The following is a 15,000-nucleotide window of genomic DNA, read 5'->3' on the forward strand; positions in this document are numbered from 1 at the left end:
TGAATAGGCCCAAGCGACTGTTTAGCAAAAACACAGCTCTCTGCGAAGCCGTAAGGCGAAGTATAGGGGGTGACACCTGCCCGGTGCTGGAAGGTTAAGGAGAGGGGTTAGCGTAAGCGAAGCTCTGAACTGAAGCCCCAGTAAACGGCGGCCGTAACTATAACGGTCCTAAGGTAGCGAAATTCCTTGTCGGGTAAGTTCCGACCCGCACGAAAGGTGTAACGATTTGGGCACTGTCTCAACCAGAGACTCGGTGAAATTATAGTACCTGTGAAGATGCAGGTTACCCGCGACAGGACGGAAAGACCCCGTGGAGCTTTACTGTAGCCTGATATTGAATTTTGGTACAGTTTGTACAGGATAGGCGGGAGCCTTTGAAACCGGAGCGCTAGCTTCGGTGGAGGCGCTGGTGGGATACCGCCCTGACTGTATTGAAATTCTAACCTACGGGTCTTATCGACCCGGGAGACAGTGTCAGGTGGGCAGTTTGACTGGGGCGGTCGCCTCCTAAAGTGTAACGGAGGCGCCCAAAGGTTCCCTCAGAATGGTTGGAAATCATTCGTAGAGTGCAAAGGCATAAGGGAGCTTGACTGCGAGACCTACAAGTCGAGCAGGGACGAAAGTCGGGCTTAGTGATCCGGTGGTTCCGCATGGAAGGGCCATCGCTCAACGGATAAAAGCTACCCCGGGGATAACAGGCTTATCTCCCCCAAGAGTCCACATCGACGGGGAGGTTTGGCACCTCGATGTCGGCTCATCGCATCCTGGGGCTGTAGTCGGTCCCAAGGGTTGGGCTGTTCGCCCATTAAAGCGGTACGCGAGCTGGGTTCAGAACGTCGTGAGACAGTTCGGTCCCTATCCGTCGTGGGCGTAGGAAATTTGAGAGGAGCTGTCCTTAGTACGAGAGGACCGGGATGGACGCACCGCTGGTGTACCAGTTGTTCTGCCAAGGGCATAGCTGGGTAGCTATGTGCGGAAGGGATAAGTGCTGAAAGCATCTAAGCATGAAGCCCCCCTCAAGATGAGATTTCCCATAGCGTAAGCTAGTAAGATCCCTGAAAGATGATCAGGTTGATAGGTTCGAGGTGGAAGCATGGTGACATGTGGAGCTGACGAATACTAATAGATCGAGGACTTAACCATATAATATGTAGCAAATGTTATCTAGTTTTGAAGGAATATGCCTTCAATAGTTTGGTGATGATGGCAGAGAGGTCACACCCGTTCCCATACCGAACACGGAAGTTAAGCTCTCTAGCGCCGATGGTAGTTGGGACCTTGTCCCTGTGAGAGTAGGACGTCGCCAAGCAACTAAAAACACAAGTCTTTTGACTTGTGTTTTTTTTATTTCCCATGAAATAGGCTCGGTTCTGCTAGTAAAAAATTCGAAATGTAGTAAGGAATTTTTTGAGCCGAAATAGTAAGAAATTGATAAATAAATGGGTAATCTTCAGAGCCATAGCTTCCAAGTAAATCATACCACCAATCTGTTTCATATCTAGAAATCATACTTAAATTGTAGAGCAATAAATAGTGAACAAGAAGTTCAGGTAATACGGGTTTAGGATTTCTAGGGTCAGTTGTAAGTGGTAAGTAATAAGTATCAGCGAGGTATTCGTAGTATAAAGGCGTACTATATATAGGATTCCACGATTGAATAGGAGCTGTAAAAAGCAAATTGGAGGCGCTCGTTTTCCCAGTAACATGTTGCACGGATAAGTGCTTACAAATTGATTCAATATAACGTGAAAATCTTTCTGAAGTCATATGAAGTCGATCTAGTATATTGACTGAAAAGGAAAGTTCATTTGCATTTGTTGAATCAATTTTATACAAAGTGGCACCTCGTTGACTATAGCGAAATAAGTTTTGTAATTCAGGAATATTCCCCATTAAATCCAACATGCTAAACTTCTCTGATTCTAAGTGTTTCATGTGAAACAGTTGTTCTGCCACATGAGTAAATAATCCATTTTTTTGTACCTTTACCTCATCTTCTAAAAATTGATATCCCTGTTTTTTCCGCTTACGAGTCGTAACACCATGAGCTAAAACAGTAGTGGATTCAGGATAGTTCGGATCAATAGTTAATAAGCATGCTTTAAAAAGTTGGCTCATTCCATAAAACAATAACATTGGCTGAATTGAAAAGGGAGCTACCTTATATAATTCATAATAATTTTTCCCATGTTCTAAGTAATAAATAAAGGGATAACAATTTTCAAAACTTTTTTTTTCAGCATTTTGTATGGAGGATTTTTCATAACAACGGGCAAGATAACGTTGTACATTTTGAGATGAAAAGAAGAAACTTAATTGCTGCCAAGTACAATGTGTTTGATGCATATATTACGCTCCTTTTATTGTCTAAAAATTCTAACATATATATACGTCCTTGACAGTATTTTAACCAATTGATAAGCTACTAATAATAATTTCTGGTATCATGGGGGGAACAATTATGTGGGAATCTAAATTTGTTAAAGAAGGTTTGACTTTTGATGACGTATTACTTGTACCAGCAAAGTCAGATGTACTACCAAGAGAAGTAAGTGTTAAAACAGTTTTATCTGAAAGCTTACAGTTAAACATCCCGTTAATTAGTGCAGGAATGGATACAGTAACAGAAGCGGATATGGCTATTGCAATGGCTCGTCAAGGCGGTTTAGGAATTATTCATAAAAATATGTCTATTGAACAACAAGCCGAGCAGGTTGATAAAGTAAAACGTTCTGAAAGTGGTGTTATTTCAGATCCTTTCTTTTTAACTCCAGAACATCAAGTGTATGATGCAGAGCACCTTATGGGGAAATATCGTATCTCAGGTGTACCGGTTGTAAATAATTTAGACGAGCGAAAATTAGTTGGTATTATTACAAACCGTGATATGCGTTTTATCCAAGACTACTCAATCAAAATTTCCGACGTAATGACAAAAGAACAGCTAATTACAGCTCCAGTTGGTACAACGCTAGATGAGGCTGAAAAGATCCTACAAAAGTATAAAATTGAAAAACTCCCTCTTGTTGATAACAACGGTGTATTACAAGGGCTTATTACAATAAAAGATATTGAAAAAGTAATTGAATTCCCAAATTCTGCGAAGGATAAGCAAGGGCGCTTATTAGTTGGAGCAGCAGTTGGTGTAACGGCTGATGCTATGACTCGCATTGACGCATTAGTAAAAGCTAGCGTAGATGCAATCGTACTTGATACAGCCCATGGACATTCTCAAGGCGTTATTGATAAAGTAAAAGAAGTTCGTGCAAAGTATCCATCATTAAATATTATCGCTGGAAATGTTGCTACTGCTGAAGCAACAAGAGCATTAATTGAAGCAGGGGCAAACGTAGTTAAAGTTGGTATTGGACCAGGCTCTATCTGTACAACACGTGTTGTAGCTGGGGTTGGTGTACCACAATTAACAGCGGTTTATGATTGTGCAACAGAAGCTCGTAAACACGGTATCCCAGTTATCGCTGACGGTGGTATTAAGTACTCTGGTGATATGGTTAAAGCTTTAGCAGCAGGAGCACATGTTGTTATGCTAGGTAGTATGTTTGCTGGTGTTGCTGAAAGTCCTGGTGAAACTGAAATTTATCAAGGTCGCCAATTTAAAGTATATCGTGGTATGGGTTCTGTCGGAGCGATGGAAAAAGGAAGTAAAGATCGTTATTTCCAAGAAGGAAATAAAAAACTTGTTCCAGAAGGTATTGAAGGACGAGTACCATATAAAGGACCTTTAGCAGATACAGTTCATCAATTAGTTGGTGGATTACGTGCAGGTATGGGATATTGCGGAGCACAAGATTTAGAATTCTTACGTGAGAATGCACAATTTGTTCGTATGTCAGGTGCTGGTTTACTTGAAAGTCATCCTCATCATGTACAAATTACAAAAGAGGCTCCAAACTACTCATTATAATGTCTTATATATAAATAGACGGAGATTTTATATCTCTGTCTATTTTTTTTTGATTATGTTAGAATAACGGTTATGTGAGTACATAGATATTGGGGGTAGCAAAAGTGAAAGGTATGTTTTGCAAAAGATTCATTGCACTAGTAACAATGCTTACACTAGCGTGTAGTATGTTGTTACCATATAGCAATGCATCAGCTGAAACAGGAGCTGCTTTAAATATTGAAGCAGGTGCGGCAATTTTAGTTGAAGCGAATTCTGGAAAAATTGTATATCAAAAGAATGCTGATGAATTATTATCCATTGCTAGTATGACGAAGATGATGAGTGAGTATTTAGTTCACGAAGCAGTGGATAAAGGAAAGCTTAAGTGGGATCAGAAAATTAAGGTTTCTGAATATGCGTATAAAGTTTCACAGGATGCTTCATTATCAAATGTGGCATTAGAAAATGGTGGCTCTTATACAGTAAAAGAGTTATACGAGGCAATGGCAATCTTCTCTGCAAATGGTGCAACGATTGCATTAGCAGAAGCAATTGCAGGTAAAGAAGTAGATTTCGTAAAAATGATGAATGATAAATCGAAAGAACTAGGGTTGAAAAATTATAAATTTGTCAATTCTACAGGTTTAACGAATAAAGATTTAAAGGGAATGCATCCAGAAGGAACAACAGCGGATGAAGAAAATAAAATGTCTGCAAAGGATGTTGCAACTTTAGCACAACATTTAATTAAAGATTATCCAAAAGTGTTAGATACAGCAAAAATCCCGAAAAAAGAATTCCGTCCAGAAAAAGAGAAGTTTGCAATGTCGAACTGGAACTGGATGTTAAAGGGCTTAGTTAAAGAATATGATGGCGTAGATGGCCTAAAAACAGGCTCAACTCCAGAAGCGGGAGATTGCTTCACTGGTACAGTTGAAAGAAACGGTATGCGTTTTATTTCTGTAGTGATTAAAACAAGTTCTCATACAGCACGTTTTGATGAAACAAAGAAGCTATATGATTATGGATTTGCTAACTTTGAAATGAAACAAATGTATAAAAAAGGTTCTTCAGTAAAAGGACAAGAAACAGTACGAGTAGAAAATGCGAAAGACAAAGATGTAGCAGTTCAAACGAAACAAGCCATTTCACTTCCAGTACCAAAAGGAAGTAAAGATGTTTATAAAACAGAATTAAAAGAATCAAGTAAGGGACAAGAGGCACCTATTAAAAAGGGAGCTGCGCTTGGTCAAATGGTAATTACGCCAAAAGATACAAACGATCCTGGATTTTTAACTGGTAAGTCGTTGCAAGTGGATCTTGTAACAACAGCTGAAGTAGAAGAAGCAAACTGGTTTACTCGTGCTATGCGCGGAATTGGTTCTTTCTTTAGTGGTATATGGAATAGTGCTGTTGATACAGTAAAAGGTTGGTTTTAAAAGCTCCTCATTGTAGGGGCTTTTTTTTATTCCTATTTTTCATACCGACTTTATGAAAAAGTAGTAGACAAGCATCTGATAGTTAGTGGTAGAATGTAAGAGTATTCTTAATTTTCGCCTTTAACGGGGAAAAGCAATTCACCTAGGGGGGTTTTTGTAACATGACAAATGTAACAGGGACAGAACGTGTAAAACGTGGAATGGCAGAAATGCAAAAAGGCGGCGTTATTATGGACGTAATTAACGCTGAACAAGCAAAAATTGCAGAAGAGGCAGGCGCAGTTGCCGTTATGGCATTAGAGCGTGTACCAGCAGATATTCGTGCAGCAGGTGGCGTTTCTCGTATGGCAGACCCAACAATTGTTGAAGAAGTTATGGGTGCAGTGTCAATTCCGGTTATGGCAAAATGCCGTATCGGTCACCTTGTAGAAGCACGTGTATTAGAATCATTAGGGGTAGACTATATCGATGAGAGTGAAGTATTAACTCCAGCAGATGAAGTATACCATTTAAATAAACGTGATTACACAGTTCCATTTGTATGTGGTTGCCGTGATATCGGAGAAGCTGCACGTCGTATTGCAGAAGGTGCATCTATGCTTCGTACAAAAGGCGAACCAGGAACCGGAAACATTGTAGAGGCAGTGCGTCATATGCGTCAAGTCAATGCAGAAATCCGTCAAGTTGCAAGTCTACGTGAAGATGAGTTAATGACATATGCAAAAAATACTGGTGCTCCTTATGAAGTACTACTTGAAATTAAACGCCTTGGTCGTTTGCCGGTTGTAAACTTTGCAGCAGGTGGTGTAGCAACACCAGCAGATGCAGCGTTAATGATGCAACTTGGTGCGGATGGTGTATTTGTTGGATCTGGTATCTTTAAATCAGAGAATCCAGCGAAATTTGCACGTGCAATCGTTGAAGCGACAACTCATTATGAGGATTACGAGTTAATTGCAAGCCTTTCTAAAGGACTAGGTAATGCGATGAAAGGTATTGAAATTTCAACGTTACTACCAGAGCAACGCATGCAAGAGCGTGGATGGTAATTGAAGGAGAACTTTAAAATGGTGAAAATCGGTGTACTAGGTCTTCAAGGTGCAGTTCGTGAACATGTAAAATCAGTTGAAGCAAGTGGTGCAGAAGCTGTTGTTGTAAAGCGTATAGAACAACTTGAAGAGATTGATGGTCTTATTTTACCAGGCGGTGAAAGTACAACTATGCGCCGTCTTATTGATAAGTATGCTTTCATGGAACCACTTCGTACATTCGCGAAGTCTGGTAAACCAATGTTTGGTACATGTGCAGGAATGATTCTTCTTGCAAAAACACTTATTGGCTATGACGAAGCACATATTGGTGCTATGGATATTACAGTTGAGCGTAACGCGTTTGGACGTCAAAAAGATAGCTTTGAAGCTGCACTTTCTATTAAAGGTGTGGGAGAAGATTTTGTTGGCGTATTTATTCGTGCCCCGTATGTTGTAAATGTAGCGGATAATGTTGAGGTACTTTCTACACATGGTGATCGAATGGTAGCGGTAAGGCAAGGGCCGTTTTTAGCTGCTTCTTTCCATCCGGAATTAACGGATGACCATCGTGTAACAGCATACTTTGTAGAAATGGTAAAAGAAGCGAAAATGAAAAAAGTTGTATAAGTAACTTGCAACTTGTATAAGATTATAGTAAATTGATGGTAACAATTTTATAAAATAAGCGTGTTGATAGGAAGTAGTAACAAATGTCGTTTCTTATAGAGAGTCGATGGTTGGTGGAAATCGATAGAAACAGTTTGTGAATCCATCCTGGAATGGAATGTGGAATATCTTTATGATTAGTAAACATTCCCGGTGAAGAGCCGTTATTTCTACTTGAGAGGAAAGTGGTAATGCTTTCAACTAGGGTGGCAACGCGGGTTAACTCCCGTCCCTTTATATAGGGACGGGAGTTTTTTGTGTTTTATAAAATAAAAGGAGGAGTATATAATGCTTGATATTAAATTTTTACGTACAAATTTTGAAGAAGTAAAAGCTAAGTTACAGCATAGAGGCGAAGATTTAACTGATTTTGGTCGCTTTGAAGAGTTGGATACGAGAAGAAGAGAACTACTTGTTCAAACAGAGGAACTAAAAAGTAAACGTAACGAAGTATCTCAACAAATCTCTGTATTGAAGCGCGAAAAGAAAGATGCAGAAGCTCTAATTTTAGAAATGCGTGAAGTTGGAGAAAAAGTAAAAGATCTTGATAATGAACTTCGTACAGTTGAAGAAGATCTAGAAAGATTGATGCTATCTATTCCAAATATTCCTCACGAATCTGCTCCAGTTGGTGAAACAGAGGATGATAATGTAGTAGCTCGCACTTGGGGAGAAGTAAAGGAATTTGCTTTTGAACCAAAACCACATTGGGATCTTGCTACAGATTTAGGAATTCTAGATTTTGAACGTGCTGGAAAAGTAACAGGAAGCCGCTTCGTATTCTACAAAGGTGCTGGCGCAAGATTAGAGCGTGCTTTAATTAGCTTTATGCTTGATCTTCATACTGATGAGCATGGATATGAAGAAGTATTACCTCCTTATATGGTAAACCGTGCAAGCATGACAGGGACAGGACAACTTCCGAAGTTTGAAGAAGATGCATTCCGTATTGAAAGTGAAGACTACTTCTTAATTCCAACAGCTGAAGTACCTGTAACAAATATGCACCGTGATGAGATCTTAAATAAAGATCAATTGCCTATAAGATATGCTGCATTTAGCTCTTGTTTCCGTTCTGAAGCAGGTTCAGCCGGCCGTGATACACGTGGTTTAATTCGTCAGCATCAGTTCAATAAAGTAGAGCTTGTAAAGTTCGTAAAACCAGAAGATTCTTATGAAGAGTTAGAAAAACTAACAAATGATGCAGAACGCGTGTTACAATTATTAGAGTTGCCATATCGCGTTATGAGCATGTGCACAGGCGATTTAGGATTTACAGCAGCGAAGAAATACGATATCGAAGTATGGATTCCAAGCTATGGCACATATCGTGAAATCTCTTCTTGTAGTAATTTCGAGGCTTTCCAAGCGAGACGTGCAAACATTCGTTTCCGTCGTGAACCAAATGGCAAACCAGAACATGTTCATACATTAAATGGATCTGGTCTTGCAATTGGACGTACGGTGGCAGCTATTTTAGAGAACTACCAACAAGAAGATGGTACAATTATAATTCCAGAAGTTCTTCGCCCTTATATGGGAGGAAAAACAGTTATTAAGTAAATTTATAAACATTCATCGGTATGAGTGATTGGTAATTATGAGCGTTGTCAGTACTATAATGTAGGAGAGGGAAAGTAAAATTTTCCTTTCCTCATAATTTATTTTAGTAGGGTTGACTAACTGTTTTTCTTTTGATATTATATTTGATGTCAATATGGAGGTATACCCAAGTCTGGCTGAAGGGATCGGTCTTGAAAACCGACAGGCGGCGAGAGTCGCGCGGGGGTTCGAATCCCTCTACCTCCTCCAGATATAATTGACAACAGCGCATATAAGTGGAGATTGGAGAACTCGTTACCAACACGTAACGAGTTTTTATTTTAAAACCAATCATAAAGTATGGGGTAAGGATATATTGTCCTTATTACACACTCATATTCCGATGATTATCTTCATAGATATGAAAGGAGTCAACATGGATCTTATTATACAAACGTTTCCTTTAGATGGAAAAACTTTATATTATGTACAATGTCCTGTCTGTAAGAACAATAGAATTTTAAACAGTGGTGCAAATGTATCACGCATTATTAGCGATGATACATTCCGTAAACTTTGTGGTTGCACTTGTAATGTAAAGCAAACTGCAACAAAAGTAGAGGCACCAAAAAAAGTTAAAAAAGAAGCTGTAAAGAAAGAAGCAGCTCCAAAACGTACAGGTAAAGTATTAACAGCAGTAATTAACGGGAAAGAAATGACTGTTAAAGAGATTGCTGAGGCGTACGATATTAGTACAAGTACTGTTCGTCAGCGTATTAACGCTGGAAAACCTGAGAGTGAAATTATTGCTCCAACAAAGAAGAAGTAATTTAATAGAAAAACCCGTGCGTATGCACGGGTTTTTTATTTTACAAGTTTACGTGTTTGTTTTAAAAAATGGCCGATTTTTTTAATGATTGGTTCAATGGAATCACCATCTTTTAAAATATCATATTCATTAATGTTTAATCTTAAAACAGGGCATGAATTAAAGTTATTAATCCAGTTTTCATAACGCCCATGCATCTCTTTCCAATACTCAATTGGTGTTTGCTGTTCCATCGGACGTCCACGTTCTTGGATACGATCAACGATATCATCGAAAGAACCTTCTAAGTAAATGAGTAAATCTGGATGAGGGAAGTAAGGAGTCATGACCATAGCGTCAAATAAACCTTTGTATGTTTCATAATCAGTTTCCGTCATTGTACCTTTTTCGTGATGCATTTTTGCAAAAATGCCAGTGTCTTCATAGATAGAGCGATCTTGAACAAAACCGCCGCCGTATTCAAAAATTCTTTTTTGTTCTTTAAATCGTTCTGCTAAAAAGTATACTTGTAAGTGAAAGCTCCAGCGTGTGAAATCAGCATAGAACTTGTCCAAATACGGGTTAGAATCTACCTTTTCAAATGACGTGCGATACCCTAAAGCGTTAGCTAATGCAGTTGTCATAGTGGATTTACCGACACCTACTGTTCCAGCGATAGTGATTACTGCGTCATTTGGGATATCATATTTTTGCCTTAAATTCATTATTATTTCGACTCCTTTAAGAGAGTATTTTGAAGGGCAGATAGGATGACGTTTAAATCATCAGGATTTTTTACAAAATCCATATCGTCTCCATTAAATTTCAATACTGGGATATCTGGATGGTCTTTTTTAAAAGCATCCATTGCTGTTTCGTAATCTTTTGTGAGCTGTAGTAAGTAATTTGGATCCATATTTTTTTCGAATTCTCTTCCGCGCATTGCGATTCGCTTTTGTAATGTTTCTAAGCTAGCTGTTAAATAAACGATAACGTTTGGAACAGGCATATCTTGTGTAAGGATACGATAGATTTGCATGTACTTGTCATATTGAGAATCTTTTAATGTACGGGATGCGAAAATTACGTTTTTGAATATATGGTAGTCCGCTACTACTGGCTTCCTTTGATTCAAATACTTTATGTTAATATCTTCTAATTGTTTGTATCTATTACAAAGAAAGAACATCTCTGTTTGAAAACTCCATTCGTCGATGTCTTCATAGAACTTTCCTAAAAAGGGGTTTTCATCAACAATCTCTTTCAGTAAGTGGAGTTGCATGTGAGTTGAAATTTCCTTCGCAAGTGAAGTTTTTCCAACACCAATTGGTCCTTCAACCGTGATAAATGGTACTCCGGTCACGCTGTTTCCTCCTTTCAATCAGTGATTTACCGTGACTACTAAAAACACAAAACAGAATTATTGTAGCACAAGAGGGAAGCGAGCGGGTTAATTTGATATAAAAAGTTAGAAAATAGATATATGTATTAATTAAATTTTATTTGAGACGACGGTACTATATTTGCTTTTAATGTGGTTTCCATTATTTTTAAAGCATGCAGGTTATCCTGATCATCATTAGATGCAATACAGTCCTGTGGTACATACAGTGTATAATTCCTCATATGAGCATCGTTAGCTGTAAAAAGGATACATATATTCCCAGCGACTCCTGTTAATATTAGATTTTCTATTTTTAAATAGCCTAATAAAGAATTTAAAGGTGTTTCATAAAAAGCAGAGTAATGTGGTTTAATAAAAATGTAATCATCAGCATTTGGAGAGATCTGATGAATGATATTTTCACTATACTCATTTGTACAATGAGTAATCAATTGGTCAATATCAGATCTCCAAAGTTGATAATGGTCATTAATATAAATGATTGGGCAACCGAAGGATTTCATTGTTTTCTTTAATTGTAAAATAGGTTTGGTTATAATTTCGCATTTTTGGGCTAGGATGGGCCCATGTGAAAATTGAAAATCATTAATCATATCGATAATGAGTAAGGCAGTATTCTTCATATGTAATCCCCTCTCTTTTTTCTTAGGGTGGATTGAATATGTAAAAGTTATCCCATGTGTAGTAAATGGAAATAAGTGTACTTTATTTGTAATGAAAGGACTATGTTATGGAACGTGATCAAGATATTTATTTTATGCAGTTAGCAATAGAAGAGGCTAAAAAAGCAGAGGCAATACAAGAAGTACCGATTGGTGCAGTTATAGTATTAAATGGTGAAGTAATTAGTGTTGCTCATAATTTAAGGGAGACTGAACAAAGATCAATAGCTCATGCTGAGTTGTTAGCTATTGATGAGGCGTGCAAAAAATTAGGGACATGGCGCTTAGAAGATGCAACGTTATATGTAACATTAGAGCCTTGTCCGATGTGTGCAGGTGGAATTGTTTTATCACGAGTAAAGCGAGTTGTATATGGCGCAAGTGATCCGAAGGGTGGATGTGCAGGGACATTGATGAATCTGTTAACGGATGAACGCTTTAATCATCAATGTGAAGTAGTAGCTGGTGTATTAGAAGAGGAGTGCGGTACGCTATTAACGAACTTTTTTAGAGAGCTTCGTAAAAAAAGAAAAGCGATTAAAAATTTAGAGAAAAGCAAAGAGAATTAACGTATTTGCATTTTATAAAAAAACAAGTTATACTGATAGTGCCTTTAATGAAGGCAACCGAATATTGGTTTTAACTTTGCCGTGCTAAGCGGGGAGGTAGCGGTGCCCTATACTCGCAATCCGCTCTAGCGAGGCCGAATCCCTTCTCGAGGTTATGTTGCTGTAAGGCCTGCCTTAAGTAAGTGGTGTTGACGTTTGGGTCCTGCGCAACGGGACCCCGTGAACCTTGTCAGGTCCGGAAGGAAGCAGCAATAAGCGGGTCTTCTCGTGTGCCGCAGGAGTGCCTGAACCGAGCTAACTGCTTAAGTAACGCTTATGGTACGTAATCGACAGAAGGTGCACGGCAGTTATATATGTATACAAAACTCACCTTAATACTAAGGTGGGTTTTTTGTATAGAAAATAACTTTTGGAATCTATAAACAGAATGGGTTATAATAAATGAGATAATAACCTTTGAGGGAGGCCGTATTTTCGTGTCATACCAAGCGTTATACCGAACATGGAGACCGCAAAAGTTTGAAGATGTAGTCGGTCAAAAGCACGTAACAAAAACGTTGCAAAATGCCCTTCTTCAAGAGAAAGTTTCACATGCTTATTTATTTTCTGGGCCGAGGGGAACAGGAAAAACGACAATTGCAAAAGTGTTTGCAAAAGCAATTAACTGTGAACATGCTCCGGTAGCTGAACCTTGTAATGAATGCCCTTCTTGTTTGGGGATTACACAAGGATCTATTTCAGATGTATTAGAAATCGATGCGGCTTCAAATAACGGTGTAGATGAAATTCGAGATATTAGAGATAAAGTAAAATATGCTCCAAGTGCTGTAGAATATAAAGTATACATTATTGATGAAGTTCACATGCTTTCTATGGGTGCCTTCAATGCGCTTTTAAAAACGTTAGAAGAACCGCCAGGACATGTCATCTTTATTTTGGCGACAACAGAACCGCATAAGATACCGCCTACAATTATTTCGCGTTGCCAACGTTTCGAATTTCGAAAGATATCAGTAAATGATATTGTTGAGAGATTATCGACAGTTGTAAACAATGAAGGTACGCAAGTAGAAGATGAAGCGTTACAAATCGTTGCACGTGCCGCTGAAGGTGGTATGCGTGATGCGCTTAGTCTTATTGATCAGGCAATATCTTATAGTGATGAGACTGTTACGACAGAAGATGTATTAGCTGTAACAGGGTCTGTTTCTCAGCAATACTTAGGCAACTTAGTAGAATGTATACGTGAAAATGATGTATCAAGAGCATTACGTATCATAGATGAGATGATGGGTAAAGGGAAAGATCCAGTTCGCTTTATGGAAGATTTCATTTACTATTATCGTGATATGCTTTTATATCAAACTTCACCACAACTGGAACATATGTTGGAAAGAGTAATGGTAGATGAGCAATTCCGAATGTTAAGTGAAGAAATGCAACCGGAAGTAATCTATGAAATTATTCATACTCTTAGTAAGGGACAGCAGGAAATGAAGTGGACAAACCATCCGCGAATTTTCTTAGAAGTTGTTATGGTACAACTGTGTCAACAGTTCATGATGCAAGCAAATGGTGCAGATCGTTTACAAGCAATTATGAACAGGATGCAGCAATTGGAGAAAGAGTTAGAACAAGTCAAGAAGAATGGTGTGCCGGTTGGTGTGCCGCAGGAAGTTAGAGAGACGCGTGCAGCACCAAAGCCAGTACGGACAGGAAGTATGAAGATTCCTGTTGGACGCGTAAATGAAGTATTAAAGCAAGCGAAGCGTCAAGATTTAGAACAATTAAAAGCTGTATGGGGTGAGTTGTTAGGAAGGCTCAAATCATACAATAAAGTGGCGTTTGCCGTTTTGTTAGAAAATAGCGAACCAGTAGCGGCTTCGGATGATACTTACGTTTTAGCGTTCCAATATGAGATTCACTGTAAAATGGCAAGCGAAAATCGAGAGGCTATGGATACAGTGGAACAAGCTTTATTTGAACTGCTAAGTAAAAGATTAAATATGATTGCCATTCCAAAAAGTGAATGGGGTAAAATCCGTGAAGATTTTTTACAGCGTGAAGGCGGAAGTTCTGAAGAAAGTCCAGAGAAAAAAGAAGATCCTCTTATAGAGGAGGCTGTAAAATTAGTAGGGCAAGAACTCATTGAAATAAAAGAGTAATAATAATTAGGAGGAATTAATTATGATGCGTGGCGGAATGGGAAATATGAATAACATGATGAAACAAATGCAAAAGATGCAAAAGGAAATGGCAAAGGCGCAAGAAGAACTTGGCGAAAAAACAGTTGAAGGTACAGCTGGCGGCGGTATGATCACAGTTATTGCAAATGGTCATAAGCAAATTCTTGAAGTAAAAGTGAAAGAAGAAGTTGTAGATCCAGAAGATATCGAAATGTTACAAGACTTAGTGTTAGCTGCAACGAACGATGCACTTAAAAAAGCTGATGAACTTTCAAACTCTACAATGGGTAAATTTACAAAAGGCCTAAACTTACCGGGTGGAATGTTCTAGGAGGATATTGATATATGCATTATCCAGAACCAATATCAAAACTAATTGATAGTTTTATGAAGTTGCCAGGAATCGGACCGAAAACAGCGGTTCGATTGGCATTTTTCGTATTAGATATGAAAGAAGATGATGTGTTAGGTTTTGCAAAAGCACTTGTAAATGCGAAGCGAGACTTAGCATATTGTTCTGTATGTGGGCATATTACTGACCGTGACCCTTGTTATATTTGTAACGATTCACATCGAGATCAATCAGTTGTTTGTGTCGTGCAAGAACCGAAAGATGTAATCGCGATGGAAAAGATGAAAGAGTATCAAGGTGTATATCATGTGTTACGTGGTGCTATCTCTCCAATGGAGGGAATTGGACCAGAGGACATTAATATCCCACAACTTTTAAAACGACTACACGATGAAACAGTACAAGAAGTAATATTAGCAACAAATCCTAATAT

The 15,000-nt window shown here is 38.5% G+C and carries 14 protein-coding genes, 1 tRNA gene, 2 rRNA genes, 1 other RNA gene and 1 other annotated feature (2 of these 19 running past the window's edge); of the genes, 14 read left to right on the forward strand and 4 right to left on the reverse strand.

The features are described 5' to 3' along the window. A 23S ribosomal RNA gene (locus EGX95_RS26355) occupies nt 1–1,143 on the forward strand; it begins 1,780 nt to the left of the window's first position. 50 nt (nt 1,144–1,193) lie between these two features. Beyond that, a 5S ribosomal RNA gene (gene rrf / locus EGX95_RS26360) occupies nt 1,194–1,309 on the forward strand. Nucleotides 1,310–1,344: 35 nt separating this feature from the next. Here rrf and EGX95_RS26365 read toward each other — a convergent pair. Further along, nucleotides 1,345–2,346 carry a YaaC family protein gene (locus EGX95_RS26365; RefSeq protein ID WP_000554276.1) on the reverse strand — a complete coding sequence of 334 codons (1,002 nt, stop codon included), beginning with the start codon at nt 2,344–2,346 and terminating at the stop codon, nt 1,345–1,347. A gap of 115 nt (nt 2,347–2,461) precedes the next feature. Between EGX95_RS26365 and guaB the strand changes: the two genes are divergently transcribed. The 7 genes from guaB to EGX95_RS26400 all read left to right on the forward strand — a co-directional run bounded on the left by guaB (nt 2,462) and on the right by EGX95_RS26400 (nt 9,414). Next, nucleotides 2,462–3,925, forward strand: coding sequence for an IMP dehydrogenase (guaB, locus tag EGX95_RS26370; RefSeq protein WP_000264079.1), 1,464 nt, complete (start codon nt 2,462–2,464; stop codon nt 3,923–3,925). Between the two features lie 113 nt (nt 3,926–4,038). Continuing rightward, a complete protein-coding gene (dacA, locus tag EGX95_RS26375; RefSeq protein WP_012644137.1) occupies nt 4,039–5,346 on the forward strand; it encodes a D-alanyl-D-alanine carboxypeptidase DacA in 1,308 nt (435 codons plus the stop codon). Nucleotides 5,347–5,507: 161 nt separating this feature from the next. Then, entirely contained in the window at nt 5,508–6,395 is an 888-nt protein-coding gene (gene pdxS / locus EGX95_RS26380; RefSeq protein ID WP_000186156.1) for a pyridoxal 5'-phosphate synthase lyase subunit PdxS, read from the forward strand. Between the two features lie 18 nt (nt 6,396–6,413). Then, nucleotides 6,414–7,004: a pyridoxal 5'-phosphate synthase glutaminase subunit PdxT gene (gene pdxT / locus EGX95_RS26385; RefSeq protein ID WP_000238781.1), complete on the forward strand. Its 591-nt coding sequence runs from the start codon at nt 6,414–6,416 to the stop codon at nt 7,002–7,004. A 54-nt stretch (nt 7,005–7,058) separates the two neighbouring features. Next, nucleotides 7,059–7,280 (forward strand) — a binding site (T-box leader). 51 nt (nt 7,281–7,331) lie between these two features. Further along, nucleotides 7,332–8,606, forward strand: coding sequence for a serine--tRNA ligase (gene serS / locus EGX95_RS26390; protein ID WP_000884180.1), 1,275 nt, complete (start codon nt 7,332–7,334; stop codon nt 8,604–8,606). A gap of 156 nt (nt 8,607–8,762) precedes the next feature. Beyond that, nucleotides 8,763–8,855, forward strand: a tRNA-Ser gene (locus EGX95_RS26395). A gap of 166 nt (nt 8,856–9,021) precedes the next feature. Then, nucleotides 9,022–9,414: a sigma factor-like helix-turn-helix DNA-binding protein gene (locus EGX95_RS26400; RefSeq protein ID WP_000364209.1), complete on the forward strand. Its 393-nt coding sequence runs from the start codon at nt 9,022–9,024 to the stop codon at nt 9,412–9,414. Between the two features lie 35 nt (nt 9,415–9,449). Here EGX95_RS26400 and EGX95_RS26405 read toward each other — a convergent pair whose 3' ends face one another. From EGX95_RS26405 to EGX95_RS26415, 3 genes are all read right to left on the reverse strand, one after another. Next, complete coding sequence (locus EGX95_RS26405) at nt 9,450–10,118, reverse strand: deoxynucleoside kinase (protein WP_001053585.1); 669 nt, start codon at nt 10,116–10,118, stop codon at nt 9,450–9,452. A gap of 2 nt (nt 10,119–10,120) precedes the next feature. After that, the gene (locus tag EGX95_RS26410) at nt 10,121–10,756 is read right to left on the reverse strand and encodes a deoxynucleoside kinase (protein WP_000148224.1); all 636 of its coding nucleotides are present in this window, start codon (nt 10,754–10,756) and stop codon (nt 10,121–10,123) included. A gap of 125 nt (nt 10,757–10,881) precedes the next feature. Beyond that, a complete protein-coding gene (locus EGX95_RS26415) occupies nt 10,882–11,421 on the reverse strand; it encodes a cysteine hydrolase family protein (protein ID WP_000798733.1) in 540 nt (179 codons plus the stop codon). 107 nt (nt 11,422–11,528) lie between these two features. Here EGX95_RS26415 and tadA point away from each other — a divergent pair, with 107 nt between their 5' ends. The 5 genes from tadA to recR all read left to right on the forward strand — a co-directional run. Beyond that, nucleotides 11,529–12,029, forward strand: a complete 501-nt coding sequence (tadA, locus tag EGX95_RS26420) for a tRNA adenosine(34) deaminase TadA (RefSeq protein ID WP_000439014.1) — start codon at nt 11,529–11,531, stop codon at nt 12,027–12,029. A 79-nt stretch (nt 12,030–12,108) separates the two neighbouring features. Next, nucleotides 12,109–12,373: signal recognition particle sRNA large type (ffs, locus tag EGX95_RS26425), an RNA gene on the forward strand. Nucleotides 12,374–12,505: 132 nt separating this feature from the next. After that, the gene (gene dnaX / locus EGX95_RS26430) at nt 12,506–14,194 is read left to right on the forward strand and encodes a DNA polymerase III subunit gamma/tau (protein WP_000121556.1); all 1,689 of its coding nucleotides are present in this window, start codon (nt 12,506–12,508) and stop codon (nt 14,192–14,194) included. 25 nt (nt 14,195–14,219) lie between these two features. Further along, on the forward strand, nt 14,220–14,546 hold the full coding sequence (locus EGX95_RS26435) for a YbaB/EbfC family nucleoid-associated protein (RefSeq protein ID WP_001996460.1): 327 nt from the start codon (nt 14,220–14,222) through the stop codon (nt 14,544–14,546). A 14-nt stretch (nt 14,547–14,560) separates the two neighbouring features. Next, nucleotides 14,561–15,000, forward strand: partial view of a recombination protein RecR gene (gene recR / locus EGX95_RS26440; protein ID WP_000559169.1) — the 5' portion only. Its footprint extends 157 nt past the window's final position; the window shows 440 of its 597 coding nt (coding positions 1–440); the start codon lies at nt 14,561–14,563; the stop codon falls past the right edge of the window.

Source organism: Bacillus sp. FDAARGOS_527 (assembly GCF_003812125.1).
Lineage (GTDB): Bacteria > Bacillota > Bacilli > Bacillales > Bacillaceae_G > Bacillus_A > Bacillus_A paranthracis.

Excerpts from the sequence above, each read along its gene's own strand:
- serS (WP_000884180.1), top strand. The coding sequence starts at position 7,332 with ATGCTTGATATTAAATTTTTACGTACAAATTTTGAAGAAGTAAAAGCT.
- dacA (WP_012644137.1), top strand. The coding sequence starts at position 4,039 with ATGTTTTGCAAAAGATTCATTGCACTAGTAACAATGCTTACACTAGCG.
- EGX95_RS26435 (WP_001996460.1), top strand. The coding sequence starts at position 14,220 with ATGCGTGGCGGAATGGGAAATATGAATAACATGATGAAACAAATGCAA.
- pdxT (WP_000238781.1), top strand. The coding sequence starts at position 6,414 with ATGGTGAAAATCGGTGTACTAGGTCTTCAAGGTGCAGTTCGTGAACAT.
- EGX95_RS26365 (WP_000554276.1), bottom strand. The coding sequence starts at position 2,346 with ATGCATCAAACACATTGTACTTGGCAGCAATTAAGTTTCTTCTTTTCA.
- guaB (WP_000264079.1), top strand. The coding sequence starts at position 2,462 with ATGTGGGAATCTAAATTTGTTAAAGAAGGTTTGACTTTTGATGACGTA.
- EGX95_RS26415 (WP_000798733.1), bottom strand. The coding sequence starts at position 11,421 with ATGAAGAATACTGCCTTACTCATTATCGATATGATTAATGATTTTCAA.
- EGX95_RS26405 (WP_001053585.1), bottom strand. The coding sequence starts at position 10,118 with ATGAATTTAAGGCAAAAATATGATATCCCAAATGACGCAGTAATCACT.
- tadA (WP_000439014.1), top strand. The coding sequence starts at position 11,529 with ATGGAACGTGATCAAGATATTTATTTTATGCAGTTAGCAATAGAAGAG.
- pdxS (WP_000186156.1), top strand. The coding sequence starts at position 5,508 with ATGACAAATGTAACAGGGACAGAACGTGTAAAACGTGGAATGGCAGAA.
- EGX95_RS26400 (WP_000364209.1), top strand. The coding sequence starts at position 9,022 with ATGGATCTTATTATACAAACGTTTCCTTTAGATGGAAAAACTTTATAT.